30 protein-coding genes and 1 pseudogene are annotated in these 25,321 nt (G+C 61.5%); 12 read left to right on the top strand and 19 right to left on the bottom strand.

The window, feature by feature from the left end:
- Positions 1 to 159: 159 nt before the first annotated feature.
- Entirely contained in the window at positions 160 to 456 is a 297-nt protein-coding gene (locus tag AArcSt11_RS09570; RefSeq protein WP_250596608.1) for a PadR family transcriptional regulator, read from the top strand.
- A 22-nt stretch (positions 457 to 478) separates the two neighbouring features.
- On the opposite strand, the gene tpiA is transcribed toward AArcSt11_RS09570, so the two are convergent.
- The 5 genes from tpiA to hisC all read right to left on the bottom strand — a co-directional run bounded on the left by tpiA (position 479) and on the right by hisC (position 3,995).
- Complete coding sequence (tpiA, locus tag AArcSt11_RS09575) at positions 479 to 1,123, bottom strand: triose-phosphate isomerase (RefSeq protein ID WP_250596610.1); 645 nt, start codon at positions 1,121 to 1,123, stop codon at positions 479 to 481.
- Positions 1,124 to 1,185: 62 nt separating this feature from the next.
- Positions 1,186 to 1,722, bottom strand: a complete 537-nt coding sequence (locus AArcSt11_RS09580) for a multiprotein bridging factor aMBF1 (protein WP_250596612.1) — start codon at positions 1,720 to 1,722, stop codon at positions 1,186 to 1,188.
- 91 nt (positions 1,723 to 1,813) lie between these two features.
- The gene (locus AArcSt11_RS09585; protein ID WP_250596613.1) at positions 1,814 to 2,422 is read right to left on the bottom strand and encodes a CDP-alcohol phosphatidyltransferase family protein; all 609 of its coding nucleotides are present in this window, start codon (positions 2,420 to 2,422) and stop codon (positions 1,814 to 1,816) included.
- A complete protein-coding gene (locus tag AArcSt11_RS09590) occupies positions 2,419 to 2,925 on the bottom strand; it encodes an adenylate kinase family protein (RefSeq protein ID WP_250596616.1) in 507 nt (168 codons plus the stop codon). Before AArcSt11_RS09590 ends, AArcSt11_RS09585 begins: the two co-directional genes overlap by 4 nt.
- Entirely contained in the window at positions 2,922 to 3,995 is a 1,074-nt protein-coding gene (hisC, locus tag AArcSt11_RS09595; protein ID WP_250596618.1) for a histidinol-phosphate transaminase, read from the bottom strand. Before hisC ends, AArcSt11_RS09590 begins: the two co-directional genes overlap by 4 nt.
- A 106-nt stretch (positions 3,996 to 4,101) precedes the next feature.
- On the opposite strand from hisC, the gene AArcSt11_RS09600 reads away from it, so the two are divergent.
- Positions 4,102 to 4,707 (top strand): DUF7504 family protein, encoded by a 606-nt coding sequence (locus AArcSt11_RS09600; protein WP_250596620.1) that lies wholly within the window; start codon positions 4,102 to 4,104, stop codon positions 4,705 to 4,707.
- Here AArcSt11_RS09600 and AArcSt11_RS09605 read toward each other — a convergent pair.
- The gene (locus tag AArcSt11_RS09605) at positions 4,704 to 6,137 is read right to left on the bottom strand and encodes a hypothetical protein (protein ID WP_250596622.1); all 1,434 of its coding nucleotides are present in this window, start codon (positions 6,135 to 6,137) and stop codon (positions 4,704 to 4,706) included. The two genes, AArcSt11_RS09600 and AArcSt11_RS09605, sit on opposite strands and share 4 nt — an antisense overlap.
- Positions 6,138 to 6,263: 126 nt before the next feature.
- Here AArcSt11_RS09605 and AArcSt11_RS09610 point away from each other — a divergent pair, with 126 nt between their 5' ends.
- A complete protein-coding gene (locus tag AArcSt11_RS09610; RefSeq protein WP_250596728.1) occupies positions 6,264 to 6,773 on the top strand; it encodes a macro domain-containing protein in 510 nt (169 codons plus the stop codon).
- On the opposite strand, the gene AArcSt11_RS09615 is transcribed toward AArcSt11_RS09610, so the two are convergent.
- The 6 genes from AArcSt11_RS09615 to AArcSt11_RS09640 all read right to left on the bottom strand — a co-directional run bounded on the left by AArcSt11_RS09615 (position 6,770) and on the right by AArcSt11_RS09640 (position 12,748).
- Positions 6,770 to 7,840 (bottom strand): ABC transporter permease, encoded by a 1,071-nt coding sequence (locus tag AArcSt11_RS09615; protein WP_250596623.1) that lies wholly within the window; start codon positions 7,838 to 7,840, stop codon positions 6,770 to 6,772. The two genes, AArcSt11_RS09610 and AArcSt11_RS09615, sit on opposite strands and share 4 nt — an antisense overlap.
- The gene (locus AArcSt11_RS09620) at positions 7,830 to 9,710 is read right to left on the bottom strand and encodes an ABC transporter permease subunit (RefSeq protein ID WP_250596624.1); all 1,881 of its coding nucleotides are present in this window, start codon (positions 9,708 to 9,710) and stop codon (positions 7,830 to 7,832) included. Before AArcSt11_RS09620 ends, AArcSt11_RS09615 begins: the two co-directional genes overlap by 11 nt.
- Positions 9,707 to 10,579 (bottom strand): ABC transporter ATP-binding protein, encoded by an 873-nt coding sequence (locus AArcSt11_RS09625; protein WP_250596625.1) that lies wholly within the window; start codon positions 10,577 to 10,579, stop codon positions 9,707 to 9,709. The genes AArcSt11_RS09620 and AArcSt11_RS09625 overlap by 4 nt, the downstream gene beginning before the upstream one ends.
- A 70-nt stretch (positions 10,580 to 10,649) precedes the next feature.
- The gene (locus tag AArcSt11_RS09630; RefSeq protein WP_250596626.1) at positions 10,650 to 11,084 is read right to left on the bottom strand and encodes a DoxX family protein; all 435 of its coding nucleotides are present in this window, start codon (positions 11,082 to 11,084) and stop codon (positions 10,650 to 10,652) included.
- Positions 11,085 to 11,300: 216 nt separating this feature from the next.
- Positions 11,301 to 11,546: a DUF8015 family protein gene (locus tag AArcSt11_RS09635; protein ID WP_250596632.1), complete on the bottom strand. Its 246-nt coding sequence runs from the start codon at positions 11,544 to 11,546 to the stop codon at positions 11,301 to 11,303.
- A gap of 206 nt (positions 11,547 to 11,752) precedes the next feature.
- Positions 11,753 to 12,748 (bottom strand): tyrosine--tRNA ligase, encoded by a 996-nt coding sequence (locus AArcSt11_RS09640; RefSeq protein ID WP_250596634.1) that lies wholly within the window; start codon positions 12,746 to 12,748, stop codon positions 11,753 to 11,755.
- A 98-nt stretch (positions 12,749 to 12,846) separates the two neighbouring features.
- On the opposite strand from AArcSt11_RS09640, the gene AArcSt11_RS09645 reads away from it, so the two are divergent.
- Entirely contained in the window at positions 12,847 to 13,776 is a 930-nt protein-coding gene (locus AArcSt11_RS09645) for a biotin--[acetyl-CoA-carboxylase] ligase (RefSeq protein WP_250596635.1), read from the top strand.
- A 26-nt stretch (positions 13,777 to 13,802) separates the two neighbouring features.
- On the opposite strand, the gene AArcSt11_RS09650 is transcribed toward AArcSt11_RS09645, so the two are convergent.
- The 5 genes from AArcSt11_RS09650 to AArcSt11_RS09670 all read right to left on the bottom strand — a co-directional run bounded on the left by AArcSt11_RS09650 (position 13,803) and on the right by AArcSt11_RS09670 (position 17,726).
- Positions 13,803 to 14,273: a universal stress protein gene (locus AArcSt11_RS09650; RefSeq protein WP_250596636.1), complete on the bottom strand. Its 471-nt coding sequence runs from the start codon at positions 14,271 to 14,273 to the stop codon at positions 13,803 to 13,805.
- 60 nt (positions 14,274 to 14,333) lie between these two features.
- Complete coding sequence (locus AArcSt11_RS09655; RefSeq protein WP_250596637.1) at positions 14,334 to 15,347, bottom strand: amidohydrolase family protein; 1,014 nt, start codon at positions 15,345 to 15,347, stop codon at positions 14,334 to 14,336.
- Between the two features lie 69 nt (positions 15,348 to 15,416).
- The gene (locus tag AArcSt11_RS09660) at positions 15,417 to 16,652 is read right to left on the bottom strand and encodes an HD domain-containing protein (RefSeq protein ID WP_250596638.1); all 1,236 of its coding nucleotides are present in this window, start codon (positions 16,650 to 16,652) and stop codon (positions 15,417 to 15,419) included.
- Positions 16,653 to 16,704: 52 nt separating this feature from the next.
- Entirely contained in the window at positions 16,705 to 17,439 is a 735-nt protein-coding gene (psmB, locus tag AArcSt11_RS09665) for an archaeal proteasome endopeptidase complex subunit beta (protein WP_250596639.1), read from the bottom strand.
- A gap of 116 nt (positions 17,440 to 17,555) precedes the next feature.
- A complete protein-coding gene (locus AArcSt11_RS09670) occupies positions 17,556 to 17,726 on the bottom strand; it encodes a hypothetical protein (RefSeq protein WP_250596641.1) in 171 nt (56 codons plus the stop codon).
- A gap of 303 nt (positions 17,727 to 18,029) precedes the next feature.
- On the opposite strand from AArcSt11_RS09670, the gene AArcSt11_RS09675 reads away from it, so the two are divergent.
- The 8 genes and pseudogenes from AArcSt11_RS09675 (at position 18,030) to AArcSt11_RS09710 (ending at position 23,827) form a co-directional block, all read left to right on the top strand.
- The gene (locus AArcSt11_RS09675) at positions 18,030 to 18,407 is read left to right on the top strand and encodes a DUF555 domain-containing protein (protein ID WP_250596643.1); all 378 of its coding nucleotides are present in this window, start codon (positions 18,030 to 18,032) and stop codon (positions 18,405 to 18,407) included.
- Between the two features lie 37 nt (positions 18,408 to 18,444).
- Entirely contained in the window at positions 18,445 to 18,984 is a 540-nt protein-coding gene (locus AArcSt11_RS09680; RefSeq protein WP_250596645.1) for a CBS domain-containing protein, read from the top strand.
- 37 nt (positions 18,985 to 19,021) lie between these two features.
- Positions 19,022 to 19,606, top strand: coding sequence for a DUF502 domain-containing protein (locus AArcSt11_RS09685; RefSeq protein WP_250596647.1), 585 nt, complete (start codon positions 19,022 to 19,024; stop codon positions 19,604 to 19,606).
- Positions 19,607 to 20,895: 1,289 nt separating this feature from the next.
- Complete coding sequence (locus tag AArcSt11_RS09690) at positions 20,896 to 21,333, top strand: DUF5805 domain-containing protein (protein ID WP_250596649.1); 438 nt, start codon at positions 20,896 to 20,898, stop codon at positions 21,331 to 21,333.
- The gene (locus AArcSt11_RS09695) at positions 21,330 to 22,379 is read left to right on the top strand and encodes a tyrosine-type recombinase/integrase (RefSeq protein WP_250596650.1); all 1,050 of its coding nucleotides are present in this window, start codon (positions 21,330 to 21,332) and stop codon (positions 22,377 to 22,379) included. The genes AArcSt11_RS09690 and AArcSt11_RS09695 overlap by 4 nt, the downstream gene beginning before the upstream one ends.
- Positions 22,380 to 22,570: 191 nt before the next feature.
- Positions 22,571 to 22,846: pseudogene (locus tag AArcSt11_RS09700) on the top strand (transketolase C-terminal domain-containing protein); the annotation flags it as partial.
- On the top strand, positions 22,847 to 23,110 hold the full coding sequence (locus tag AArcSt11_RS09705) for a lipoyl domain-containing protein (RefSeq protein ID WP_250596652.1): 264 nt from the start codon (positions 22,847 to 22,849) through the stop codon (positions 23,108 to 23,110).
- A 6-nt stretch (positions 23,111 to 23,116) separates the two neighbouring features.
- Positions 23,117 to 23,827, top strand: coding sequence for a 2-oxo acid dehydrogenase subunit E2 (locus AArcSt11_RS09710; RefSeq protein WP_250596653.1), 711 nt, complete (start codon positions 23,117 to 23,119; stop codon positions 23,825 to 23,827).
- Between the two features lie 49 nt (positions 23,828 to 23,876).
- Here AArcSt11_RS09710 and AArcSt11_RS09715 read toward each other — a convergent pair whose 3' ends face one another.
- Together AArcSt11_RS09715 and AArcSt11_RS09720 are read right to left on the bottom strand one after the other, a co-directional pair.
- A complete protein-coding gene (locus tag AArcSt11_RS09715; protein ID WP_250596654.1) occupies positions 23,877 to 24,743 on the bottom strand; it encodes a universal stress protein in 867 nt (288 codons plus the stop codon).
- Between the two features lie 122 nt (positions 24,744 to 24,865).
- On the bottom strand, positions 24,866 to 25,291 hold the full coding sequence (locus tag AArcSt11_RS09720; RefSeq protein WP_250596656.1) for a universal stress protein: 426 nt from the start codon (positions 25,289 to 25,291) through the stop codon (positions 24,866 to 24,868).
- Positions 25,292 to 25,321 lie beyond the last annotated feature (30 nt).

Below are 25,321 nucleotides of genomic sequence, written 5' to 3' on the forward strand. Positions count from 1 at the left end.
GTAGTCGCCGAGCGTACACGATTTTTTGTTGTCACTTGGCTAGCCTCACTACTGACGTGAAAACGAACGGCCCAGAAGCCAGTCGTATTGGCGTCGAAGTAGGTTCGGTACCCCTGTACGTTTATCAGTCTGATAGTTGGATAACTGCTTGGGGGAACAATGCACGATCTAACTGGGTTCCAGCGGGACCTACTGTACGTGATCGCCGGGAGAGACGATCCACACGGGCTCGCCATCAAGGAGGAGCTCGAAGACTACTATGAAAGCGAGATCCATCACGGCCGACTCTACCCGAACCTCGACGCACTCGTCGACAAAGGACTGGTAGAAAAAGGGGAGCTCGATCGGCGAACGAACTATTACGCACTCACACAGCGCGGAGACCGCGAACTGGAAGCGCGGCGTGAGTGGGAGAGTAGCTACATCGACAACGAAGAAACCGAGATCTCGTTGTAGTCGCCAGCAGTTGTACTATCGATTACAACGGATCGACCAGGTCTTCGAGCGCCGCCTGCGGGTCATCAGCCTTTGCCACGCCACTGGCGAGCAAGACGCCGTCCGCACCGAGTTCTTCTGCAGCGACGACATCCTCCCCGGTGCTGATCCCGGCACCACAGTACACATCGACGGACTCGTCGACCGCCGCCGCGGCGTCGACAGCGTCACGGACGATATCCGGATCGGCCTGGCTGACGGGCGTACCGGTTCCGATCAGCTCCGGCGGCTCGACGGCGACGGCGTCCGGGCCGAGCGCGGCTGCGGCAGCGACCTGTTCCGCGTTGTTCGCGCAGACGACGGTATCGAAGTCGACACGCTCGGCCGCATCGAGCGAACCGTCGATGTCGGCGAGTTTGAGGCGATTCTCGGAGTGGTTGAGCAAGGTTCCGGTTGCGCCCGCCTCGGCCGTCGCTTCGGCAAGGGTGCTACCAGTGTGGCTCCCGTGCTCGTTCGGGCTGACGTGTTGTGCCCACGTTTCGACGCCCGTCTCGGCGACGGTTTCGATGGCCGCGGCCTGGGGCGCGATGGCGACGTCGGCGTCCGACGATTCGCTGACCTCGTGGGCAGCGGTAGCTACTTCGACAGGATCACACGGATACGCCTTGAGGTTGACAAGGACGAACATAGCTCAACAAGCGGTCGCCGGAGACAAATAGGTTGCGAGAACTCCCAGTCAGCGGGAAGCAATCAGTCCTTTCGCTTGACGACGTCACCGAGCGTGTATTCACCGGAGGCAGATCCCCCACTCCATTCCTCGTCGTCCGCGGCCACGCTACCGGACAGCGAGATGTCGAGGAACTTCTCCAGCTTCGACTGGACGTCGTCGCTCGGCAGCGTATCCCCACGTTCGAGTTTGCGGATCAGGCTCGCCTTCTCGTTGAGTTCGTTCGCGAGATCGGACTGGCTGAGATCCTTCCCTTCCCGTGCAGAGCGGATCCGCTCGTCGTAGTCGGTAACGATCTCGTCCATGTCGTCGAACATGTCCGAGCGAGAGCGCGACCGTCCGGAGCCGCCCGAGCCACTCGTGCCGGACGAGCCGCTCGATCCACCGGAGCTACTCGAACTCGAATCAGTCGAGTACTTCGTGGACGAACTGGAGGACTGCTGGGTCTTTATTTCAGTCCCGAAGTCAGCACAGTCGCTGCAGACGTCGAGTTCAGCTCCCTCGATCTTGACGGTCTTTGGCGACGACACCGAGGCGCCGCACATTTCACACTGCACCATATGTTACTCCCTTTGCCGCGGGCGTTGATAAAAGGTACGCCGCCGTGACGTCCTCCCACGACTACAGTCGTGGGCTTCCGCTGATACTGTGTCAATCGAGGTCGTTCCAGGCACCCCAGAAGCGCTGGAGTGCAGTAACGTGGCCGACGACCGCAAAGAGCACGAGCAACCAGCCGATTGGCCCAAACCCGGCGACCGTCGGTTGAACGAACGCGGCGATTCCAGTGACGATCCCGATGATTGCCAGCCGGTCGGCGCGCCCGAGCATCCCGCCGTAGTCGCGGTCGAGACCGACAGCCTGGGCCTGTGTCCCGAGATAGGAGGTCATCAGGACGCCAGTTACGGCTGCGAAGCCGAGCACGTAGCTGCCGATCCCGGCAGCGAGTCCGGCGATAATGACGATATCGGCGTAGCGGTCCAGTACGTGATCCAGGAGGTCCCCCGCCTTCGAATCGACGTTCTGTTCGCGCGCAACAGCGCCGTCAAGCAGATCCAGCGCACCGTTGAGTCCGACGAGGACAGCGCCGACGAGATACAGTATCGCCGTCTCTCCGGCGACGTAGTACGCCCCACCTGCAGCGACTGCTGCGAGGAACGCGAGGACGCTGATCGCGTCGGGCGACAGGCCAAGTCGGGTCGACAGTGCGACGAACGGTTCGAGTGCACGATCCGCGACCGATCTGAACTGATCCAGTGTCATAGGTAGTCGATGTACGAAACCTCTCCTGCACTCGGTTCGCGCTCGCCATCGACGACCGACTGGATCTCCAGAGCGACATCTCCGGGAGTGCGTTCTGTCGCTTCGATCTCGTACACGGATTCTGCGCCGTGGGCGTCGACCGCTTCCGAGAGGATCACGTCGAGTGCCTCGCTTTCGGCGTTCTCGGCCGCTGAGGCCTCGCCCTCGCCGCGCTCGATCAGGCGCTCTTCGAGCACGTCCGGGCGACAACGCAGAACAACCACGCGGTCCGCGTCGAGATGGTGCGCGAGATGTGAGTCGATCACGATGTCGTCACGGTCACCGATCCATTCGGACGCAGCATCGAGGTCGACGACGACGCTGTCCCGCTCCTCATCGACGCGCTCGTACAGCCCCTTCTCGCGGATGGCCTCGTTGAGATGAACCACATCGAGGTCGGTGTCCAGGATCTCGGTTGCGGTGGTTTTGCCCGTCCCGGGCGTTCCAGTAACTGCGACTCTCACTCCGCGAGCACCTCGTTGATGGCCTCGACCGCGCGTTCCGTCTCGGCTTCCGTGCCACAGGTCACCCTGATGCAGTCGGGCAGGCCAAAGCTCGTACAGTCCCGGATGATGACGCCACGCTCCTGCAGTCGGTTCGCCACAGTCGTCGCATCGCCGACCTGAATCAGAACGAAGTTACCATGACTCTCCCACGTCGGTGCGTCGACGTGGTCGTAGATGTATTCTCTGGCCCACTCGGCCGTCGAGACCGTCTGATCGACGTGCTCGTCGTCGTCGAGTGCTGCCAGCCCGGCGCGACAGGAAAGCTCTCCTGCCGCAAACGGTGTGTTCACTCGCGCGTAGGCGTCTGCCCACTCGCGTGGTGTGATCGCATAGCCCAGTCGCAGCCCCGCCAGCCCGTAGGCCTTCGAGAACGTCCGGATGACTGCGACGTCGTCCCGCCCCCGGACCAGTCCGACAGCCGAGTCGATGTCGGCGAACTCCCCGTAGGCCTCGTCGACGACGACCAGCGTCTCCTCGTCGGTTTCCTCGGCGATCCGTTCAACATCTTCAAGCGGGCAGACCGTTCCTGTCGGGTTGTGCGGGCTGGTCAGGTAGACGATCCGCTCGCCGTCGTACGCCGAGAGCACGGCGTCGGCGGTCTGTGCGAACCCGCCGTCCTGATCGAGAGTGTATTCGTTGACCTCACCGTGGTGATAGCGCGCGCTCATCGCGTAGTAGGCAAAGCCCGGCTGTGGGACGAGTACTTTTTCGTCGGGGCGGAGGATGGCTCGCGAGAGATAATCGAGCGATCCGTCTCCCCCCGCCGACAGCCAGATCTGTTCCGACTCGACGTTCCAGTCCGCAGCGAGTCGCTCCGTCAGATCCGTGTGTGATGTCTTGGGGTAGCTACTCACCGACCCGGCATGGGCCTCGATCGCCTCGACGGCAGCCGGACTCGGGCCGAACGCGTTCTCGTTCGACGCAAGTTTGATCAGCTCCGTCGGCTCCATCCCGAGCTCGCGAGCGACTTCTTCGATGCCCTGGCCCGCAACGTACTCCGTGTGGGCCGACAGATCCCGTGGTTGCATACTCGCAACCAGTTTCCCGTGGTTATTAAGCGTGCTCAAGGACGCTGCGAGTTTGATCAGTCCGCGCCGCAACGCTTATTAGATATTGATTTCAAACCCGATACGGATGCAATTCGGCCGAGGTGACGGTGTTCCCGACAGTACGACGTTCTCTCAGGAGCTCGCCGAACTCAAACAGAACGGCTGTAACCTCCTGCTCGTCGGCGATGGCTCCGTCCACAGCAACGCGTGCCGTCACCTTCTCGGCAACGATCGGCGTCGGCTATTCGTGTTCACGCAAGGCGATCGGGTCTGTGCGTGTGATCCGGAGACACTCGACGGGGGCGACAGGCGGACGGTTCGGGTTGGCGACGACGATCAGTCACTCAACGACATCGGTAGCGAGGTCGTCGACAACATTGACGTGTTGGCAGGACCTGCAGACGGCCTCTCATCCGGCGAGCTTCGGCTCTGTTTTGACTCGCTTGGCCCGCTATTCGTCGAGCACGATCCCGAACAGCTGTTTCGACTCCTCCACCTCGTCACCGCCTCGGTGCGGCGTGCCGACGGGATCGGTCATTACCATCTCCGGGTGGACCGCAAGAGCGATCACGTCAATCTGATCGAACCGTTGTTCGACGCACTGATCGAGGTTCGCCGGAAAGGTGGCATCGTAGAACAGCGCTGGCACCTGCTCGGAAAGGACGTTTCAAGCGACTGGCTCCCTCTCTAGCGGGTGGCAAGCTCGTCATCGCTCACCCAGTTGAACCCGCCGGAGGCGTCGTCGTTGCTGTCGCCGGTGTCGGAGGCGTCGTTGTCGTCGCTTCCACCGGACACGTTGTCCCAGCTCTCGGATTCGTTCTCCGCTTCGCGTATCGTTTCGGCATGCGAGGTAGTTTCACGGTCCGCAGCCGAGTGCTCCTCGATCAGTTCGTCAACCGCCGACTCGTTCGGTGTCCCCTCACTGCCGTCCGAGGACTCGGGCGTCGACCGGGTTTCGGAGACGGATAGCAACGAGCCACCGGAGCCTGCGGCAGCCACGACGGCAGAACCCTCACCCGGACCGGCCGGGGCGGCGGCGTCATCATCGGTAAGCGCTTCGCGTTCGATCTGTTCGAACAGTTCGTCAAGACCGCTGGGCTCCGACTCCTCGTCGGGCGCTGCTGCCGCGCCGAGTTCGACCGGCTCCTCGACTGACGTCCGGTCGTCAGCCTCCTGAGTAACGGGTTCGAGTGAAACGCCCGAAAGGTCGCCGAACACCTGTTTGAGGTCGCTATCTGAGGCCTCCACCTCTTCCAGTGTGTGTCCGGCATTCTCCCCACCCGCCTGTGCGGCGAGATCGTCGGGGGAGCCGCTAAACACCGCATCGGGATCTGCGTCGGCGTCAGATCGTGGTGTCGAGGTATCGGCAGGACCTGTCGTCCGCGCGAGCAGTTCGTCCGTCGCGTCCGGTCGCTTGCGTCGGTCGACCGTGCTACGGTTCCGACCTGTACCCGCCGTCGTTTCGCCGACGTGCGGTTTGATTGCCGTTGCCTCACCGCTCTCGAAGGCATCGAGCTGGTCCTCGCGCAAGAGCGGAACACCCGCGAACTCGATACGATCGCCGTACTCCGCCCGGAGCCGATCAAGTCGCGCGTTCTCGATCAGAAGGACGCGCCACCGTCGGTCGATCGGACGCAGCAGTACGAATGTCAGATCAGTGTTCGAGAGCAGCTGGCGTTCGATCGCCGCGAGCAGTGCCGGGAAGTTATCGTCCTCGAGAGGCGTCTCCGGGTACTCGAAGGTGATTCGGTGTCCCGTGCCGGAGGCGTCTTCGAGAACGACCTCGAAGCTCGATTGACCGTTTCCGTGTGTTGCATCACGGAAGGTGACCGAACAGCCGTACGGCTCGAACACCTCGTTCAGGTGGACCTCCGGCGCGTAGTTCCAGTAACTGCCGGTAACGTTCATTCCCCGCCTCGATTGGGTCAGGACGTCGACTAGCCGCCGAGCTAGCACCTCTGGATCGCTCCCGTCGAGGCGCTCTTTGACGAACGCCAGCAGTGGCCCCTCGCCGACCCCGTCGCTCTCGCTAGCGTGTAGGGATCGAATATCGTCGTCCGGAAGTCCGATGTCACGGAGTAAATCGAGGTATTCGGCGTACGGCTCCGGAGGAAGGTCCACAGTCATGATGCGGGGTATGTTCTTGATATATACTACTTATCGAAGCCATATCTATGTTTTCATGCTATGTGTTGGACCCGCATGATCACCGGTACAATGAGGAAGCCGGAAACCGAACTTGCTGGTATGAACTTCGAGACTGTACAGGGCGATGTCGCCGCACAGTCGGCGGACGCGCTGGTCAACGAGGCAGGAACGAGCCTTCGGATGGGAAGCGGTGTTGCCGGTGCGCTCAGACGTCATGCCGGGCCGGAGATCAACGAGGAAGCGATGTCGAAGGGGCCGATCAATCTGGGCGACGTCGCGGTGACCGAGGCCTACGCGCTTGACGCGGAATACGTCATCCACGCGGCCGCGATGCCCCACTACGGCGATGGACAGGCGACGACAGAGAGCATCCGCTCTGCAACACGAAACTCGCTGGAAACCGCGGAGGAACTCGGTTGTACGTCGCTCGTGCTCCCGGCGCTTGGCTGTGGCGTCGCCGGGTTCGATCTCGAAGCGGGCGCTACGCTCATCGGGGAAACGATCGCCGCGTACCAACCGGAGACGCTCTCGGACGTGCGGTTCATCGCGTACAGCGACGAGGAGTACGCAATTGTCGAGGCCGCGACCGAGCAGTTCGCTGACGCCTAGTCCGCACTGACGATCCGTTCGACGTCAAGCCGAGAGACGGCGACCTGCAGCGCGAACAGCGACAGGACGCCCAGCAGGATGTAGCCTCCCACTGCGATCCACGTCGACGTCGCCGGACTGCCGATCGAGAGCTTTGCGATGGTGTTGAGCGGATGTTCGGGTAACAGCGCGGTCACCATTGCGATGGCGAGGATCCCGAAGGAGTAGAGGAACTGCGCCTGTCGCCGGTCGGTCGTCACGAGTGCGAGGCCGATCCCCATCGAGACCACCGCGAGCGCGAGCGCACCGACGACAGCAAGCAGCGCCGGGACGTTCTCGATGGGCGTGCCGTTCACCCGAAGCAACACGAGCCACAGAGCCGCCTGTGCGGGTGCCAGCAGCGCGGCTGTCAACAGTTTCCCGTCGATGATCTCGCCCAACTCGATCGGCGTGACTGCAAGTAACTCAAACGTGCCGCGTTCCAGTTCCTCGCTGATCGTGTCGACCGCGAGGCTGCCGCTGATAAATACCGGAAGCAAGAGCAGCAGGGGCACCAGAACCGTGTACGTGAAGCCGTAGTACGGCGCGGGGTTCGAGTGATCCGGCCCCGCGAGCGGCTGGTTATCCAGATACGCCGCCCGCTGGCCCCGCTCAAACGCCTCGTACTGGAGCAGGACTTCCTGAAGGCTCGTCACGACGACCGTCGACTCGATCCCGTCGGGCGGAACGGTCGTCTCGACCTGTATCCGGCCGTCGCCGCTGCCCTCCGCGATCATGACCGCGTCGATCGCGCCTCCATGATAGGCACTTCGAGCCGCTGCCGGGTCGTCAAAGGTCACCGTCTCGACGTTCTCCTGGCCGCTCGCGACGCTGGTGAGGTCGTGACGGTGTTCACCGGAGACGCCGACCGACACCTCACCGCCCGCGCTCGCCGGGTCATACAGAGAGACAAGCCCGACCACGAGAAACGACGAGAATGCCGCGATGACGAGCTGGATCAGCAGGGCGAGCACGATCGTCTTCTCGCTTTTGAGCGTCGAGAGCTCTCGCAGTCCGATCCGGATCCGCGGCCGTCGGTCACTGGACATGGAAGATCACCACGTAGTTGTACAGCGTGTGGATCGAAATGGCGAGGACGAGCATCGCCAGGTAGTGGACTCGATCGCGTCGGGCACCGATCGCGGAGACGATCGTAGTGAGCGTATGCAGCGCGAGTGGCAGGAAAAACAGGCCGACTGCGAGCGTCGGTGAGATCCCATCCGTCGTCGGGAACGCGACCGCGCCGAGCTCCAGCTGTGTGATCCCAACGATCTGGGCGACGTGTGTCACCTTCTCGGCGACGAAAAAGCCCAGCCCGCTCGCTGCCCCGACGGCGACCGCCGTGCTGATCGAGCGATCGAACCGATTGTGTGCGTAGCCCGCGTAGACGTGCAAGCTCTTTGCCACCTCTTCGGTACAGGAGATCAACAGGAGCAAGACGGGGAGTGCGAACGACTCCGGCAGCGCGAACAGGACAGTGACGGTGAGCAACTGGGCGACGAAGACGAAGGGGATCATCAGCGCGCTGATCGCCGCGACGCTTTTCAGCCCCGACACGTAGTTCGCCAGGGCGTCCAGCACCTTCAGGTGGACCGACCGCTGGGAGAACATGTCCTCCTCGCGGTAGACGCCTGCGCCGAGGCCGAACAGGAGCAGGCTCAGGAGGTAAAAGGATCCAGTCGAGAAGGTGTACTGGAGCGCGGAGACGGCCTCGCCCTGCAGGTCCCAGACGACCAGCGTCAGCGGCGAAATCAGCGCGATCGGCGTTATTTCTGTGAAGATCGCCGGGACGAACACGTACGACGTCAGCAGGACGCTGATCGTCACCGTCACGAAGGTCAGCTCCTTGAACGAGCGGGCGAACATCGCGCCGACGAAGGTGGCGGCGAGAAAGAGCAGGGCGATCGGAACGACGGCAGCGATCGAGACGGGGCCGCCGTCGATCGCGAGCGCAATGGCGACCGAAACGAGGACCAGCGCGGCGAGATACGGCAACGTCTTCCCGACGATCACGTCCCCGCGGCTCACCGGCGCGACGAGCAGTAACTCGCCACGGCGGTTGATCCGCTCGTTCATGATCGAACTCCCGTAGAGCTGGATGACGAAGTTCATCGGGATAATGAAGAGAAACGCAAGCACCAGCGAGCCGAAGGGGAACGGCGGCGAGATCCCCGCTGGCGTGTCGACGATGCTATCCCCGGCGATCGCGTCGCTGATCCAGTTCCCAGTATCCGAGCTATCGCCGGATGCAGGATCGTCGTCCTCGCTGTCGGTCGTGTCGTCGCTATCGTCGCTGTCGTCGGCTCCGCCATCGAGGGTTTCATCGTCCGCTTCGCTGCTGTCGTCCCTCGTCTCCTGCTCGTCCGTCTCGTGGTCGCCGTCCGCCTCCTGATCGCCGTTCGTCTCCGTTCCGCTGGTGTCGTCGTCCGAACCGGCCCCGGCCTCGACGATACCTGCCCCGCCACTGGCCTCGTATCGGAGATCGACGAGCACCGGGAACGCCGCAGTCTGGTTGCCTTCTGCTTCCATCATCCGGTAGTTGTAGCCGTCGATGGCAGTCTCGAACTCGGCCATTGCGGCGTCGCCTTTCTGTGTCTCTGCCTGAGACAACTCGTAGCCCCCCGGTCCGTACGGCTCCAGCATGATTTCGGCATCGCCGCGCTCGATCAGGTCGTCTTCCGGCGGGACCGGTTTCAGCGCGGAGTGTTCGTCGACGGCGGGGTAGTAGCTGCTATCCTCAGGGACGCCGACCCGATAGATGTCGTCGTCGAGGGCGACGCTTCCACCGAAGACTGCGAGGCCGCCACCGAAGACCAGTATCAGTCCGAAGATGCCGAGGACGACCGTCCGTCTATCGACCGATCCGACCGAACGGCTGAGCTCCCACCGGGCCACCCGTAGCGTCTTTCGCGGCTTCACGCCTCGGCCTCCCCGGCAATATCGAGGAAGATGTCTTCGAGGCTCGGCGTCTCCGTCTGGATGTCGACGACCGATCCGCCCGCGGCGATCGCCCGCTCTCGGATAGCCTCGACTGCCTCCATGTCCTCTACCTCCCGGACGAACCGCCCGTTTTTCTGCAGGCTATCAGGCACCTCGACGTCCGTATATACCGTGTAGGAGGACTTGCCGTGGCGTTCGCGGATCCCCTCGATCGTCCCCCTGGCGATGATCTTGCCGCGGTTCATCACGACCAGGCGGTCACAGATGCTTTCGACGTGAAAGAGGTTGTGCGCACTGAACACGACGGTCCGACCCTCTTCGCTCAGTTCACGGGTAAACTCGATGATGTAGTTGGTCGTCAGCGGGTCGAGGCCGCTGGCGGGTTCGTCAAAAATCAGCACGTCGGGATCGTTGACAAGCGCACGCGCAATGGCGACCTTTCGTTTCATTCCTTTCGACATGTCCCCAATTGCCCGGTTTCGATGTTCCAGATCGAGGCGGTCGAGCGTCTCCGTGATCCGCTCGGTTGCGACATCGCGCGGCACGTCGTAGAGGTCGGCGAAAAATCGGAGATACGAGATCGCCGTCATGTCCTCGTACAGCGGTGACTCCTCGGGGAGGAAGCCGAGATTCCCCCGCATCTCGGTTTCGCCCGCCTGGACGCCAGCGACCGTCGCGGTACCCGCGGTCGGTTCAATCAGCCCGGCGAGCATCTTCAGCGTCGTCGTCTTCCCCGCCCCGTTCGGGCCGACGATACCGAACACCTCGCCCGCGTCGATCTCGAACGTGCTGTTCTCGACTGCGACGAACCCGCTGTACTCCTTGCGGAGGTTCTCGACCTCGATCACACTACTCGGGTGCAGGTACCGGGGGAATAAAAGGATTATCTGGAACGTAAACGACAACAGCCGTGCCGGCTCAGAGACCGATTCCGAGCGAGTAGGCCCAGTCAGCACCGCCCAGCACCAGCAACACGAGCGCACCGCCGAGCAGCGCGACGTTTTTCAGGAACTGCGTCATCTCCTGTTGTGCTTGGTCCTCTGGAACCGCCCAGAAATCGTGCATCACCGGCGTCGTGACGAGCAGGAACACTGCCAGCGCGCCAGCAGCGATGACCGGAAATACGCCAAGGGCGACACCGAGACCGCCGAACATCAACATACCGCCGCTGAACGCGACGCTCAGTCTCGGTGCCGGGATGCCTTTCATCTCCGCGTAGCCGCTCATTGCGTCGAGATCCAGGAAGTGGTTCAGTCCCGTGAACGCCAGTACGGCCCCGAAGAGGACGCGACCGATCAGAAACGCCACGTCGGCCCCGGGGGCGTCGAGGAGTAGCGGAAGTACTGCCGTCATCGGTCCGCCTCCGAAAGACTGCGCGTTTCAGAGTGCTCGGTGCCAACCGCGAATTGTAGTATCATTACGTTATCTGGTTACGTAACGAACTGTATTATACGTTTGGCGACATATAAGATACCAGGTAACCCCCTCGCTATCAGGTGATCGTTCGGGATAGATGTACTGCTGTCGGTGTGATCGAACTGCAAGGAGAGTGGGTTCGACGGCGTCGAACTACCGCGAAATCGGCGGGTTCCAGAACACGCCGTCGAGTACCGCGACTGCGCCGATCAGCGCCGCCCCGAACAACGCCACGTTCAGCGGGACCGACAGCAGCGATCCGAACAGGGCGGCCAACAGGAAGACGACCGGGATCAATATGAGGACAATGTCGTACCTCGATATCGACCGGTCAGGGGTCGTGGTCTGCTTGTTACGTAGCAACTCGCCTCGGATCGGATCTGACGTGCTCTGGCTCATTTGTATCACCGATACAGTATGATATCGTTTCTAATCCTACTAAAATCCTTTTTCAGACCTGTTACAAATTCATGATTGAAGCCTCGCGTATGTCTCGTACTATATCTCTATAACTTATACAGATTATATACTTCGTGCAGTAACGGGTCGAACACGCGGGAACATCGAGAACCGGCGGACTAAGCCAGTGAGAGAAAAAAATCCGATTACGATCGGAGCTCTTCGAGCCGTTCGCGCCCCGGCGCGATCAACTCGTCCAGATACGATGCGAGCGTCCCTTTCGCGTCAGCCGGGTGGAGTTCCCCACTTTCGAGGTCCTCGGCGAGGTCCTCGTAGTCCTCGTAGGTGATGTCACCGCCGTACTGGTCCGGACGTTCGACGACCACCGTCTCGAACCGCGGGAAGACGTGATACTGGAACAGTTCGAGGACCGGATTCTCGCGGTCGTTGCCGTCCTCGTCCGGTTCGGGGTCACGGGTCGGCGGGCAGTACGCCGAGTTGACCTTCTCTTCGAGGTCCTCGGCCGTGTCCTCCATCGAGATAGTGACGCCCTCGCTGGAGGACATCTTCCCCTCGCCGGAGATCAGGTCGGCGATGATCGGCGTGTGCAAAGCGGGCCGGACATCGTAGTCGAGACTCGGCAGCTCCTCGCGGGCGAGCATGTGGACTTTCCGCTGGTCGAGGCCGCCGACCGCGAGGTCGACGTCGAGATACTCGATATCGAGTGCCTGCATCAGCGGGTAGACGACGTGAGAGACCTTCGCGGTCTCGCCGCTTTGAATCTCGGCCATCGCGCGCTGGGCGCGGTTGAGCGAGGTCTCTAGCTCGATCTGGTGGACGTCAAGCACGTACTCCTCGTCCATCTGGTACGAAGAGCCGTAGACGAACTCCGTCTGGCTCTCGTCGAGGCCGTACGCGAGGAACTGCTCGCGCATCTGCTCGGCTGTCTCGCGGATCTCCTCGAAGGTACCCTTCCCGTTCAGGTAGGCGTGAACGTCCGCGAGCAAGACGACGATCTCGAAGCCCGCCTCCTGCAGGTCGATCAGTTTGTTCGCCGTCAGTAGGTGACCGAGATGAAGCACACCGGAGGGCTCGTAGCCGACGTAGGCGCGTTTGCCTTCGGGATCGTCGGCCAGTGCCTCCAATTCCTCCTCGGTCACGACCTCCTCGGCGTTGCGAGTGATCAGGTCGTACGTATCCATACCACCACTCTGTCGGGGGAGGAATTTAGGGCTTCCCAAGTTCGGCAACCCAGTGACGTGGCAGAACCGACATTACCCCTCCCCGCGAACGGCGTGGTATGAACGACACGCGACGCGCCGTCCTCGAAGCGATCGATGGACAGGCTATCTCGGGTGCCGACCTCGCAGAGCGTCTCGACATCACCCGCGCGGCGATCTGGAAACACGTCGAGGCGCTTCGCAAGGAGGGCTTCGTCATCGACAGCGAAGACGGCTACCGGCTCGAATCGATCCCCGAATTCGGGGCCAGCGCCGTCGAGTACGGCCTCGACGCGCCCTACGAGGTCGAGTATCACGACACCATCGGGAGTACGAACGATCGCGCACGCGAGGCCGCCAGCGAGGGCGCACAGAACCTCGTCGTCCTCGCCGACGAACAGACCGGCAGCCGGGGACGACTCGACCGCGAGTGGAGCGCGCCGAGCGGCGGCATCTGGGTGAGCCCAGTACTCCGGCCCGACATCCCTCCGGCTCACGCTCCGCTGGTGACGCTTGCCGCCGCGGTGGCGACTACGACCGCCGCCAGAGAGGCGGGTGTCGACGCTCAAATCAAGTGGCCAAACGACGTGCTGGTGCCGACAGCGGACGGAGACAAGAAGCTCGTCGGGATCCTCACCGAGATGGAAGGCGAGGCTGACCGGGTCTCGTGGATCGTCCCCGGGATCGGTATCAATGCGAATATCGATTCGGACGAGCTTCCCGAGGGCGCGACGAGCCTTCGCGAGCAGGTGGGTGACGTCCACCGCCGGGTGTTCACCCAGCGCGTGCTCGAAACGCTCGACGAACTACTTACTGACGAGGATGCGATTCTCGAACAGTGGCGCGAGTACGCGCTAACGCTCGGACAGCGCGTCCGCGTCGAGACTTCGGACGACGTCGTCGAGGGGGAGGCCGTCGACATCGAGCGTCCGGGAACGCTGCTCGTCGACACCGGATCGGAGACTGTGCGCGTTCACGCGGGCGACTGTGAACATCTCCGACCGGCCTGACGCGTTTCAGACTGACCGGACGCCAGTCAGATGTCGCGGTCCGGTTCGGCGTCGGTGTCAGCGGGCGGTGCCCGCCGCACCGTCAGTATTGGTCGGTCGGACGTCCTGATTACGCCCTCCGTCACACTCCCCATCAACAGCCTGTCGATCCCCCCTCTACCGTGTGTACCCATCACGATCAGATCACAGTCGTGGCCCTCGGCGTACTCGACGATTGCACGCCGCGGCGAGCCATCGATCAGTCGCGTCTTGACCGGGACCCCCGAGTCGGCGGCCAGTGCTTCGATCTGTTCTAGTGCTTCCTCGCCTTCCTCGCGCAGCACGTCACTGATCCCGTCCCAGGACGCCTCCATGGGGAGTCCGGCGAACGTCGCGGAGTTCACGACGTAGATGGCGTGCACCGTCGCGTCGTGGATCCTCGCGAGTTCGATGGCGTGCTCGACGGCCCGGCCGACGCCGGTCGAACCGTCGGTCGGGACCAGTATCCGATCGTACATCCTGTGGGATGGTACCGACCCACGTCGTATAACTGTTACCCGCGAACGACTGAACCACCGTCAGAGAACGAGTCGCTTCACATCGCCCTGCCCGGCGCGTCGCACCACCGCGCGCACGACATCCTGCGCCCCCGCGAGATTGTCGGAGTCCCCGTCCAGGACCAGCAGTTTCGCGGGACGACCCTCCTCGACGACCCCCCGATCGAGCCCTGCCATCTCCGCACCGTTCACCGTTGCCATGCGAAGCACTTCCCTGGCAGAGAGATCGAACACCTTCGCAGTAAAGGCCATCTCGCGGAACATCGATGGACTGTTCGTCATTACATTATCCGTCCCGAGCGCGAGCGTCGTTCGCGCCGCGAGTTCCTTGACTGGCGGTCGACCCACATCAGTAACGACGTTCGATCGGGGACAGACGACGATCGGTACCTCGCTGTCGTCGAGCCGTTCGAGGTGGACCGGTTCCGGGTGGACCATGTGGACGACGAAATCGGGATCGAGATCCAGAGCGGGGTTGATATCGCTCTCATCGACCTCGCCGGCGTGGATACCGAAAAGCTTGCCCGCTTCAGCGGTTGCCCTTCGCTCCTCATCGAAGTTGGCGTCATTGGCTCCGCTCGCACCAAAGCCATCGGCGATCGCCATCGCGTCGATGGTTTCCCGTCCGAGGATCACCGGGTCGAGGTCGACACCTCCGGCCGCCTCGCGGAGCATTTCGACGCCCGAGATGCCGCCTTCCCGGAATTCGATGGTTGTTCCTGTTCCGGTCGATTGCATGAACTGCAGGGACCGACGCATTCCGTCGACGAGGTCCTCGCGTGACGCCGCTCTGAGCAGGCGGTGTTTCAACCCGTCGGGCGGCGCGACGAGCTCTTCGAGCGAGAGATCACCACCGGCCTCCTTTGCGATCGAATCGCCCAGGTGCGTGTGCGCGTTGACGAACGCCGGGAGCACGATATCGTCGCTCGTCGTCTCGGTCTCCTCGATAGCGACGATCTCTCCATCGTCGATCACTACGCGGCCTTCGATCGGCTCGAAGGACGAACCGCGCAGTATGGTCCCCTCCAGATGCATGGATCGATCTATTCAGCAGCCACTCATTTGCCTGTCGTTCGGCAGTGGTGCAAGTTACGGGATCGACACTCAGTTGGTCCTGTGTTCGAACTCGTCGAGCGTCGCATAATGTGTCCCCCGAACCTCCGAGACGAGCGCGCCCTCGATATCGAGTCCGAGCACGGACGCCGCGGCGTGACCCACCTGCTCCGTCTCCTCGTCCGGAGCGTACACGCCCAGTCGCCACTGCGACTGCTGTGCTGCACGCAACGCCTCGACAAGCGGCGACTGCTCGTCGAGCCGTCTGACCTCGTTCCCGACGACGACACGGGTCGTCGATTCGGTCATCGTGGGACGACCTCGAACATCGAGGATGACGTGGGCTGGCCGTACGTCGGCCCGCACAGCGATCTCGTCCTCCAGATCCCGGATCGTCTCGTGGTCGGCGTCGATGATCTCGTCGGGGACGTCCCGAAGTTCCGCCCAGACGGCCCGCTTGAACAGATCTCGTTCGTCGAGCGCGTCCGCATACCCCTCCGTGCTGTCGTGGCTCCGCAAGGCGACGAGCAGGTCGCTGTCGTCCATCCGCCGAACCGTCGCTGCGGGGATCGACTCCTCGTCGATCAGCCGCTCGGTGCCGCGGCGAAGCAACGATTTGCTGATCCGGGCGACGTGGTGGCTGTAGACAGTGGGGTTCATTAGCGCGCGCGCGATGAGCAGACTTTCGGCTGCCTGAACGTTGCCCTCCTGTAACACGAGCTGTCCGTCCTCGAACGTCAGCTCGCGAACGAGTCGCCCGTGATCGATCGTTCCGTACGGGACGCCGGTGTGGTGGGCATCTCGGACGAGGTAATCCATCCGGTCGACGTCGAGTTCGCCCGATACCAGTTGCCCGTACTGGCCGTCGCCCGCGATCAGGTCGGCGACGGCCTCCGGGTCGAGGTCGTGCTCTCGTAGCACGTCACCGACCGGGTTTTCTGCGAGCAGATCGGCGACGTCGTCGTGATACTGCCCAGTATGTCGATAAATCACCGCCTCGATGTTGTGGCTAAAGGGGCTGTGGCCGACGTCGTGTAGCAACGCTGCGGCCCGGACGCGCTCTGCCTGCGGTCCGTGGATGCCGAGCCCGTCGAGTGCCTGACAGGCGAGGTGGTAGACGCCGAGGCTGTGCTCGAAGCGAGTGTGGTTCGCGGAGGGATAGACGTACGAGACGGTCCCCAGTTGCCTGATCCGGCGGAGCCGCTGGACTGCGGGGGTGTCGAGTAGCGCCGCCGCAACGCCCTCGACCTCGATGTGGTCGTGGACGCTGTCCTTGATTGTCGCCATGCTCTCGGGTTCGGCGGTGTCCTACAAAAAGTGTCGTACGGGCGAGACAGAACTATAGCAGTTCGTCGAAGTCCTTGTGGCCCTGAATCTCGACGTCTTCCTCGGTCACTTCGGCGATGAAGACGCCGTTACCGCTGCCGGTGTCGCGCTCGGTGGCACTCTGGATCGCGCGAGCGGCGACCTCCTTGGCTTCCTCGTTGCTCATGCCTTCCTCGTAGTGCTGTTCGAGGGTACCGTAGGCGACCTGCATCCCGCTTCCAGTGACGGTGTAGTCGTCGCGGATGACGCCGCCCGCGGGGTCGAGGCTGTAGACGTGGGAGCCGTCCTCGTCGACACCCGCGAGGATCGGTCGGATGGCGAAGAAGGGACCGCCTCGCGCGAAGTTGCCTGCGAGCGTCGAGAGCGCCTTCATGCTCATCTTCTCGCCACGACGGGTCTCGTAGAGGCTGGCTTCGACGCGAAGGTACTTGATGAAAGACTGTGCGCCACCGACGGAGCCGACGAGCGTCAGGACGGCGTTCGGGTGGATCTGTTCGACCTTCTGGACGTCCTTGCTGGAAACGAACCGGCCACCGAGGCTCGCACGCATGTCGGTCGCGACGACGACGCCTTCGTCGGTCGTCAGACCGACGGTCGTCGTCCCGGTCTTGTTGACGTTTTCGAGTTCGGACTCGGAGATCTGTGGGTCCGGAAGCGAGCCGATTGACGGGCCGAGTGGGTCCGAACTGGCGTTGTCGAGGCGGTCCTGATTACGCGAGAACTGGGAGTTATCCATGGGAGTTCGCATTGGCTGTCTGTAGAACCCGGCCACATATAAATAACCGAGTTTGCGGTGAATGGGGTAGACCGTGCGTGTGGCCGTCGCTCAGGAAATCGAAATCGTCCGATACAATGAGTCCGGTTCTATGCAGTTGCCTCGTAGGTCCGCTCGACGCGCTCGATAATGCGGTGTAGCGGGGGCGCACGACCCACGGTGCGCTGGAGCGTTACCGCGATCGGCATCAGGACGATACCGAGCACGATGGTAAACTGGTACAGGGCAAACAGTGCGGCTTTTGAGACCCGTTCGATCATCTGTCTTCGCGGCTGACTCTGCGAGGGCAATATAAAAGAATAACTGAAGATATCTTATGTAATGTCGAATCATGAACGAAACGGCCCTTCCACGTCGTGCGATTCAACCGCAGTTTAGCGGGGCGAAAATCAAGTAGGATAACTGACTGTCTTCCAGTAGGTGCGGATTTGCTAATCCCGTGGCTCCTCATAACTTATGCGGATTATATGAATCTCGTGCGCATCGACGAAGCCGGGATCACGTCCCCTCCGCTGCGAGGACGAACCGCAAAGATGGATAACCTCCAGCGGGAACGTGCAGGTATGAGCAACTATCTCGTTGTGATGGAGGCCGCATGGTTGGTTCGTGACGTTAACTCGATCGATGACGCAATCGGCGTCGCGGTTAGCGAAGCCGGAAAGCGTCTGAACCAACAGGATATGGACTACGTCGAGGTCGACGTCGGTGCGACGGGCTGTCCGGCCTGCGGCGAGCCGTTCGACTCGGCGTTTATTGCGGCCGATACCGCCCTGGTCGGTCTGGTACTGGAGATGGAGGTGTTCAACGCCGACAGCGAGGAACACGCCCAGCGGATCGCAAAGAGCGAGGTCGGCGGCACCCTCCGTGACGTCCCACTGTCCGTCGTCGAGACGATCGAATACGAGGACGAGGGCGAGTTAGAAGACGAGTCCGAACCCTGACCCAAACATTATTCTATAACCCGAAGTAATTACGGGTATGGACCTTCCGACGCCTGCGGATCTGCGCGAACGGCGAAACGAACTGGAGTTGACCCAGAGCGAACTCGCAGATCGGGCCGACGTCTCTCAGCCATTGATCGCCCGAATCGAGGGGGGTGACGTCGATCCGCGACTCTCGACGCTTCGACGGATCGTCAGCGCGCTCGCCGAGGCCGAAACGGGAATCGTCCGGGCCGAGGATCTAATGCACAGCGACGTGATCAACGTCGCCCCCGACGACGAACTGAGCGACGCTGTCAGGAAGATGGAAGAGGAAGCATACTCTCAGCTTCCAGTTCTACAGGACGGTATTCCCGTGGGAAGTATCAGCCAGGGGGATCTGGTTCACGCCGAAGAGGGAGACCGAGGCGAACCGGTTCGGGAGTTCATGAGCGAAAGCTTTCCGACGGTCTCGGAGGATACGACCCTCGACGAAGTAACCAGCCTGCTCGAACACTACAAGGCGGTTATGGTCACTGACAGCGGCGAGACGGTCGGAATCCTCACTGAAGCGGATATCGCAGGTCGACTATCGTAACGGGAACGCATATGAGGGTGTGTAGCCACGGATACGTATGGACTGGGTAAAACGGGACCTCGGAAGCGGATTCGTGGTGCTCGTGCCCATTCTGGTGTCGCTGTACGCGTTGCGGTGGCTCTATCTCATTATCGCTGGCCTCCCGCTGTTCAACAACATCGATCCATCGCCAGTTGGTGTCGGACTCAGCATTCTACTCGTCGCTGTTGTCGTTTTCAGTGTCGGTTACTTCATGCGGACGGCGATCGGCGAACTCGTCTCGGACGTGCTGGACTGGGTGATGAACCGAGTCCCGGGCTTTCGGATCGTCTACAATGCCTCGCAGATGGCAGTCGAAACCGCTGTTTCCGATTCGACAGATCTCAACCAGCCCGTGAAAGTGAACCTCTGGGGCAATCTACGAATGACCGCGTTCAAAACCGGGAAGCAAACGACGGACGGAAAACATCTCCTCTTCGTTCCCACGTCACCGAACGTTACCAGTGGGTTCGTTATCGAACTCGACGACGAGGAGTTCGTCGAAGTCGACGAAAGTATCGAAGACGCACTGATCCGGGTACTTAGCGCAGGGTTCGGCGAGCAGAACGGACGAACGAGTTCACAACAGCCGTCCGACGACTAGAACAGGTTTCCCCTTCGTACCGGTCTCGGCGGTACGCTTTCAGAGCGACACTCAGTATTCATATATCAACATACAATATACACGTTCGAAATCAGACTGTACTCCGTGATAGAAATGGTCTGCTACTTCGCCAATCCCCTGACGAAGAGCACTACTCTCACGGAACCAGCTCGTGGTGAGTGCTGAGCGAATCACGGGAGGGCAGCCACGAGCCGGGTCCGCTGGCCCGTTCAATGATCGGCTGGATTCAGTCGTGGAGCCAGACTGTCGCGAGGACACGACTCCTGTCGGTGACCAGGAGCTAACCACCCAGTACGTACAGATCGATCTCGCCTCGTGTACAAAACGACAACAGGACTTCAGTATGGGCGAATAAGCGTACCCATCGACTTCAGGGGGCCAGACGTCCCTCACGGCACGTGAGACGCTGTTCCGTCGTCATCAGAACACAGAGGGGACCGAGACATGAGATGTATCGTCAACAGCATAAAGCGGGCGTATTATGTCCGATGGTACGCCCGACAAGCGCAAGTCTGTCCACGACGGGTGAGCGGAGGTATCATACTCTTACGACTGTCCTAAGGCAGTGTGCACGAACTGCGATATACCCGGATAGAAGACCGCTGCTTCCATGATGCTATGACCGTAATATCTCCTGATGTGACGATTTTCGCTCCTCTTGGCGCGGCGAGGGTGTCACATCGGACCCCGTGTGACATCGGGTGCTGATCCGTCCGGAGCAGCTATCGCCCCAATGACGACCGATTTGTGTAACTGCCACAGGTACTCCGGAACACTCAGTCTTTCCTCGCCCAGTTTGTCAATTGCTTTGAGCCCAATGGACGAGTTCGTAAAGAGCCCTCCCGACGGTTAGAGCCACTTGCCGAGAACTCAGTTCGAGCATGGAGAGATGAAGTGCAGTGAACTACCCCGCCCTGCTCGCGCTAACGCACTCGCTGAGGGCGGGGGCTTAGCGCCTATATCAAGCTAAATAATAGATAGTTATCACTTCATGCTGAGATGAGTACTATTTCCAACATAAAATCCCTCTGCTGGCTATGGCCACTATGCCCCAGGTCAAGTGCGGTTATTCTGTGATAACCATGATCTGTGAATTTAGGATTTTATGGATTGTTCTATAATATTGTGGCTCCATATTGGCAAATACACTGGCATCAACTGAGCATATACGGCGAAAGTTAGCAATAATGCAGGCCTATATTTACAGATAAGTATGTTTATCCGCAAGTATGGGAACATTAATGCAGGAGGGATCCATTGACCCGCCCATGAGCACCGAGGACGCGGTCGACACCTCCCGAGCCTCTGTCAAAACCTACGTTCCGGCGTATCAAAAAACGCAGTGGAAAGAACACGCTGACGATCTCGGTATGAGCCAGAGCGAGTTCGTCCGGACGATGGTGCAGGCCGGTCGCCGGGGGTTCGGTGCGAGCCCAGAGGAGATCGAGAACGCACCGAAGGGAGATTCCGGGACGACCGACAGGACCGATACCACTGCCCAGCAGGCGACAAACGGTGCAGAACTCGGTGAGAGAGTAATCGCATTACTCCAACGCGAGGGGACGCTTTCCTGGGAGGACCTCGTCGAAGCGCTCACCGACGACATCGAGGAGCGGCTCGACGACACGATGGCCGAGTTACAGGACGAAAGCAAAGTTCGTTACAGCGGTCGTCACGGCGGCTACACGCTCTCGGAGGATAGATGAGCCGCACGACCACTACTGACGAGAGCGTCGACGATCCGGTTGCCTACTTCGTTCAGGACGTCGGCTACCACGGCAAGACAGAACGGACACAGACGGCCTACGAGCGGGTTCTCAGGCAGTTCGAGGCGTTTCTGGCCGAGGGGACAGCACGGGCACAGAACGGCGTCAGCGTCGACGAAGCGACGCACAGGGACTGTATGGAGTGGGTCCACTCGCTTCGGACCGACCATGCAGGGAGCACAGTTGCGACGTACGCCTCGTATCTCCACCGCTTTTACGGGTATATGACACAGGTCGGTGTCCTCGACGCCAACCCGATGACCCTCGTTGTCGACCAGATCGAGGAGTCGATCGACACCGATCCTGCCCGTCGGGAGATCTCGCTCGAAGAGATGCAGGGGTTCGTCCAGGGGATCACCCATCCACTGGATCGAGCAATCATCGTAACGCTGCTGAAGACCGGGCTCCGTGTTGGCGAGCTCTGCAATCTCGACGTCCGGGACGTGAACATTGCGACCGATGATCTCGCCGCTGAAATGGACGCCAGACCACAGCTCTCTGGGCAGATGAACACCATATACGTCTCCCCGGAGCCATCCCGTGGTGAGCGGCTCAATGGAGAGGAGCGAACAGCCTCGAACAAACGGAAGCGCCAGACAGTCGTCCCGGTGGACGAGGAACTGGAGTCCGTGCTCGTCGAATGGTTAGCGATTCGGCCGGACCCGGTCTCGGACGCCGACCCGCTGTTCGTGAGTACGGGGGACTCGTGGGGGCATCGCCTGTCGACGGATATGGCACACACGATCGTCACCGAGCACGCCGAAGTGCGGGGCTGGTATCGGTCTGGTGGCGGTGCCGCAGAGAACGTTACACCCCACTACTTTCGACACTTCTTCACGACGCATCTTCGGAGCGAAACCGGTGATCGGGGGATCGTGAAGTATCTCCGTGGGGACGTCGCAGAGGACGTGATCGACACGTACACGCACAACTGGGGTGATCGGGTGCGAGAAACCTACGAAGCGAGTATCTACTCGCTGTTTTGACCGACGAGCGGGCCTGTGTATCGAGGAGTCCTCGATAGATCGAACGGTCACTGTTTTCTGTCTACTACCGATCGGTGCGTCGCGTGGCGACCACGTAAACTCTTTTTCGCTATATAGAATATTGCGCACTGGGCTGCAATCGCGCCACGATCGATCCACCCCGATATTTCGATAGCACGGAGAATCAGCGAGTGATCGATCTCCGGACGCTCGTGCCCCTCGATACGGAGACGGTCGTCGAGTCGGTCGGAAAGACCGGTAATCTCGTCGTCGTCGACGAGGACTACCGCTCGTTCGGCGTCACCGGCGAGGTGGTCGCCAGCGTCGCCGATGAGGCACTCGGCGACCTCGAATCGGTCGAACGGGTCGCAGTCCCGGACGTGCCGATCCCCTACTCGCGCCCCATGGAGAACGAGGTCATTCCCGACGCTCAGGATATCGAAGACGCAGTCGAACGGACCCGATAGATGTCGGGAGACACCGATCGAGTCCCGGTCGTGGCTGACGGGGAGTGGGCGGATGACGTCGAAGAGGAAGAAGGCGTTGTCGTCAACTGGTTCACCGGCGAGGGAGCCACCGTCGCCGAGGGTGATACCCTCTGTGAGATCCAGGTCGTGAAAGTGAGTATCGACATCCTCGCTCCCACCGAGGGAACGCTGGTCGAGATCGCCAGTGGCGAGGACGACGAGTTCACGATCGGCGACACGCTCGCCTGGGTCGAACCGGGGTGACCGTCGATGAGTGATGCATCCGATGGAGCCGCACCGCGCACCGTCGCCGAGGAACGCTCCCTCGGCCCGATGCGCCGGACGATCGCCACCCGGCTACAGGAGAGTTATCGAAACGCCGTGCACGTCACTGCGAGCCGAGATGTCGACGCGGAGTCGCTCCTGATCGCGGCGGATGCACTCGGTGAGGACGTGTCGCTGTTCGACGTCCTGCTCCGTGCGCTGTCGGACGCGCTCGAGGAACACCCGGCATTCAACGCGACGTTCGAGGACGGGACTCACCGGCTCTACGAGGAACACAACGTCGGTGTCGCGATGGATATCGACGCCGGACTCGTGACACCGGTCATCGCCGACGTGAGTGCGAAGTCGGTACGCGAGATTGCGGCCGAACGTCGCCGGCTGACGGTGCTCGTCCAGCAGGGCGAGTACGACATGAACGACCTCCGGGGCAGCACGATCACCGTCACGAACCTCGGCGTGCTCGGCGTTGATTCATTTACTCCGGTTATTAATCCGCCCGAAGTGGCGATTCTTGGCGTCGGCCGCATCGTCGAGCGGGCCCGGCCCGCAGCGGAGTGTGTCGAGTTTCGCCGACAGCTCACTCTCGATCTGAGCTTCGATCACCGGGTCGTCGATGGAGCGGCTGCGGCCCGCTTCCTGGCGACGCTTGCTGAACACGTCGAGAACGCGACACAGTACACCGCGAACGGGGCGTGACAGCCTGCGGGGATCCTCTTCGAGGATCCCACCGGGTCGTCGGCACCGATCAGTTGACGGTCAGAACGGGGATGGACGACCGCCGGACGACGCGTGCCGTCGTGCTGCCGAGCAGGCGGCCGGAGCCGACCGACCGCCCGCGCGTGCCCATCGCCAGGAGGTCCGCGTCGACCATCGAGGCATACGAGAGCAGTTCCTCGGCGGGCACGCCACGGCGAACCGTCGTCGCGACATCGAGTCCCCGCTCGCGGGCCATCGTTGCCACCTCCTCGACGGCTGTGTTTCCGCCCGTTTTGAGCAGGCCGATGATACTCCGGGGCGCATCACCGAGGTCGTACGCCGTGGGGTCGACGACGTAGACCACACGGACGTCAGCGCCGTACCTCTCGGCGACGTCGAGAGCAGTCCCTGCGGCGCGTTCTGCAGCATCGCTGCCGTCGGTCGGCACGACGATCCGCTCGTACGAACCGTCCACAGCTGGGTCGGCGCTCCGGGGTACCGACAGGACCGGAACGTCCGCGCGCATGAGAACTCGTTCAGTGGTGCTACCCATCCGTACTCGGTCAGCGCCAGTTCGTCCGTGAGTCCCCATCACGACGATGTCGATGTCGTGTTCGTCGACATACTCGAGGATCGTTGTATAGGGAACGCCTTCCCGTACTGCACGCGCAGCTTCCAGTCCTGCTTCCTCGACGTCTTCTGCGATTCGAATCGTCGCTTCACGTCCACGCTGCTCTGACGCTTCGTGAAGCGTTGCGTACTCCTCGTCCGCGAGTCCTGACGGATCCTCCCCCGTCTCGACGACGTAGAGCGCGTGGACGTCTATCCCGAACGCATCTGCAAGGTCCGTCGCATGTCCGACCGCTGCCGCGGCGGCCTCGCTACCGTCTGTTGGAACGAGCATCTGATTGAACATATGTCTCGATTCGAGAGCCATGATTATCAAGGGCTACTGTGGACCGGAAGACCCCAGCTATCACAAGGGATAGTTGTGTGTACTAGGTGAACTGTCGGTAGGGATAGAGCAACCGCGCGGAGCTACCGGACAACGACCACGGGGACTGACGATCGATGGACAACGGTCTCGGCGACGCTCCCGAGCAGTATACGGGAAAAGCCCTCTCGACCATGACTTCCGATCACCACCGTATCGATATCCTCGTGTTCCGCCCGGGCGACAATTACGTCGTCGGGTTGTCCACGAGCGACCTCCGTTTCGACATCGATGTCGTGATCGGACGCTGTCTGGGCCGCTTCTGAGACGAGTTCGTTTCCGCGCTGGCGAGCTTTGTCGAACCCCGGTGGTTCGCCAGCATCGTCTTCGAACGCCATCCAGTAGCCTTCGGGTTCGGGCACGACGTAGAGTACCTGTAGTTCGGATTCCGGAAACGTTTCGAGGGTATACTGGAGGGCTTCCTTCGCTGGGTCGGAGCCATCGTACGGCAGCAGTATCCTGTCGTTCATAGTTGGGATTTCATGCGGAACCTCAATAAT

This window comes from Natranaeroarchaeum aerophilus (assembly GCF_023638055.1).
In the GTDB taxonomy this organism is placed as follows: Archaea; Halobacteriota; Halobacteria; order Halobacteriales; family Natronoarchaeaceae; genus Natranaeroarchaeum; species Natranaeroarchaeum aerophilum.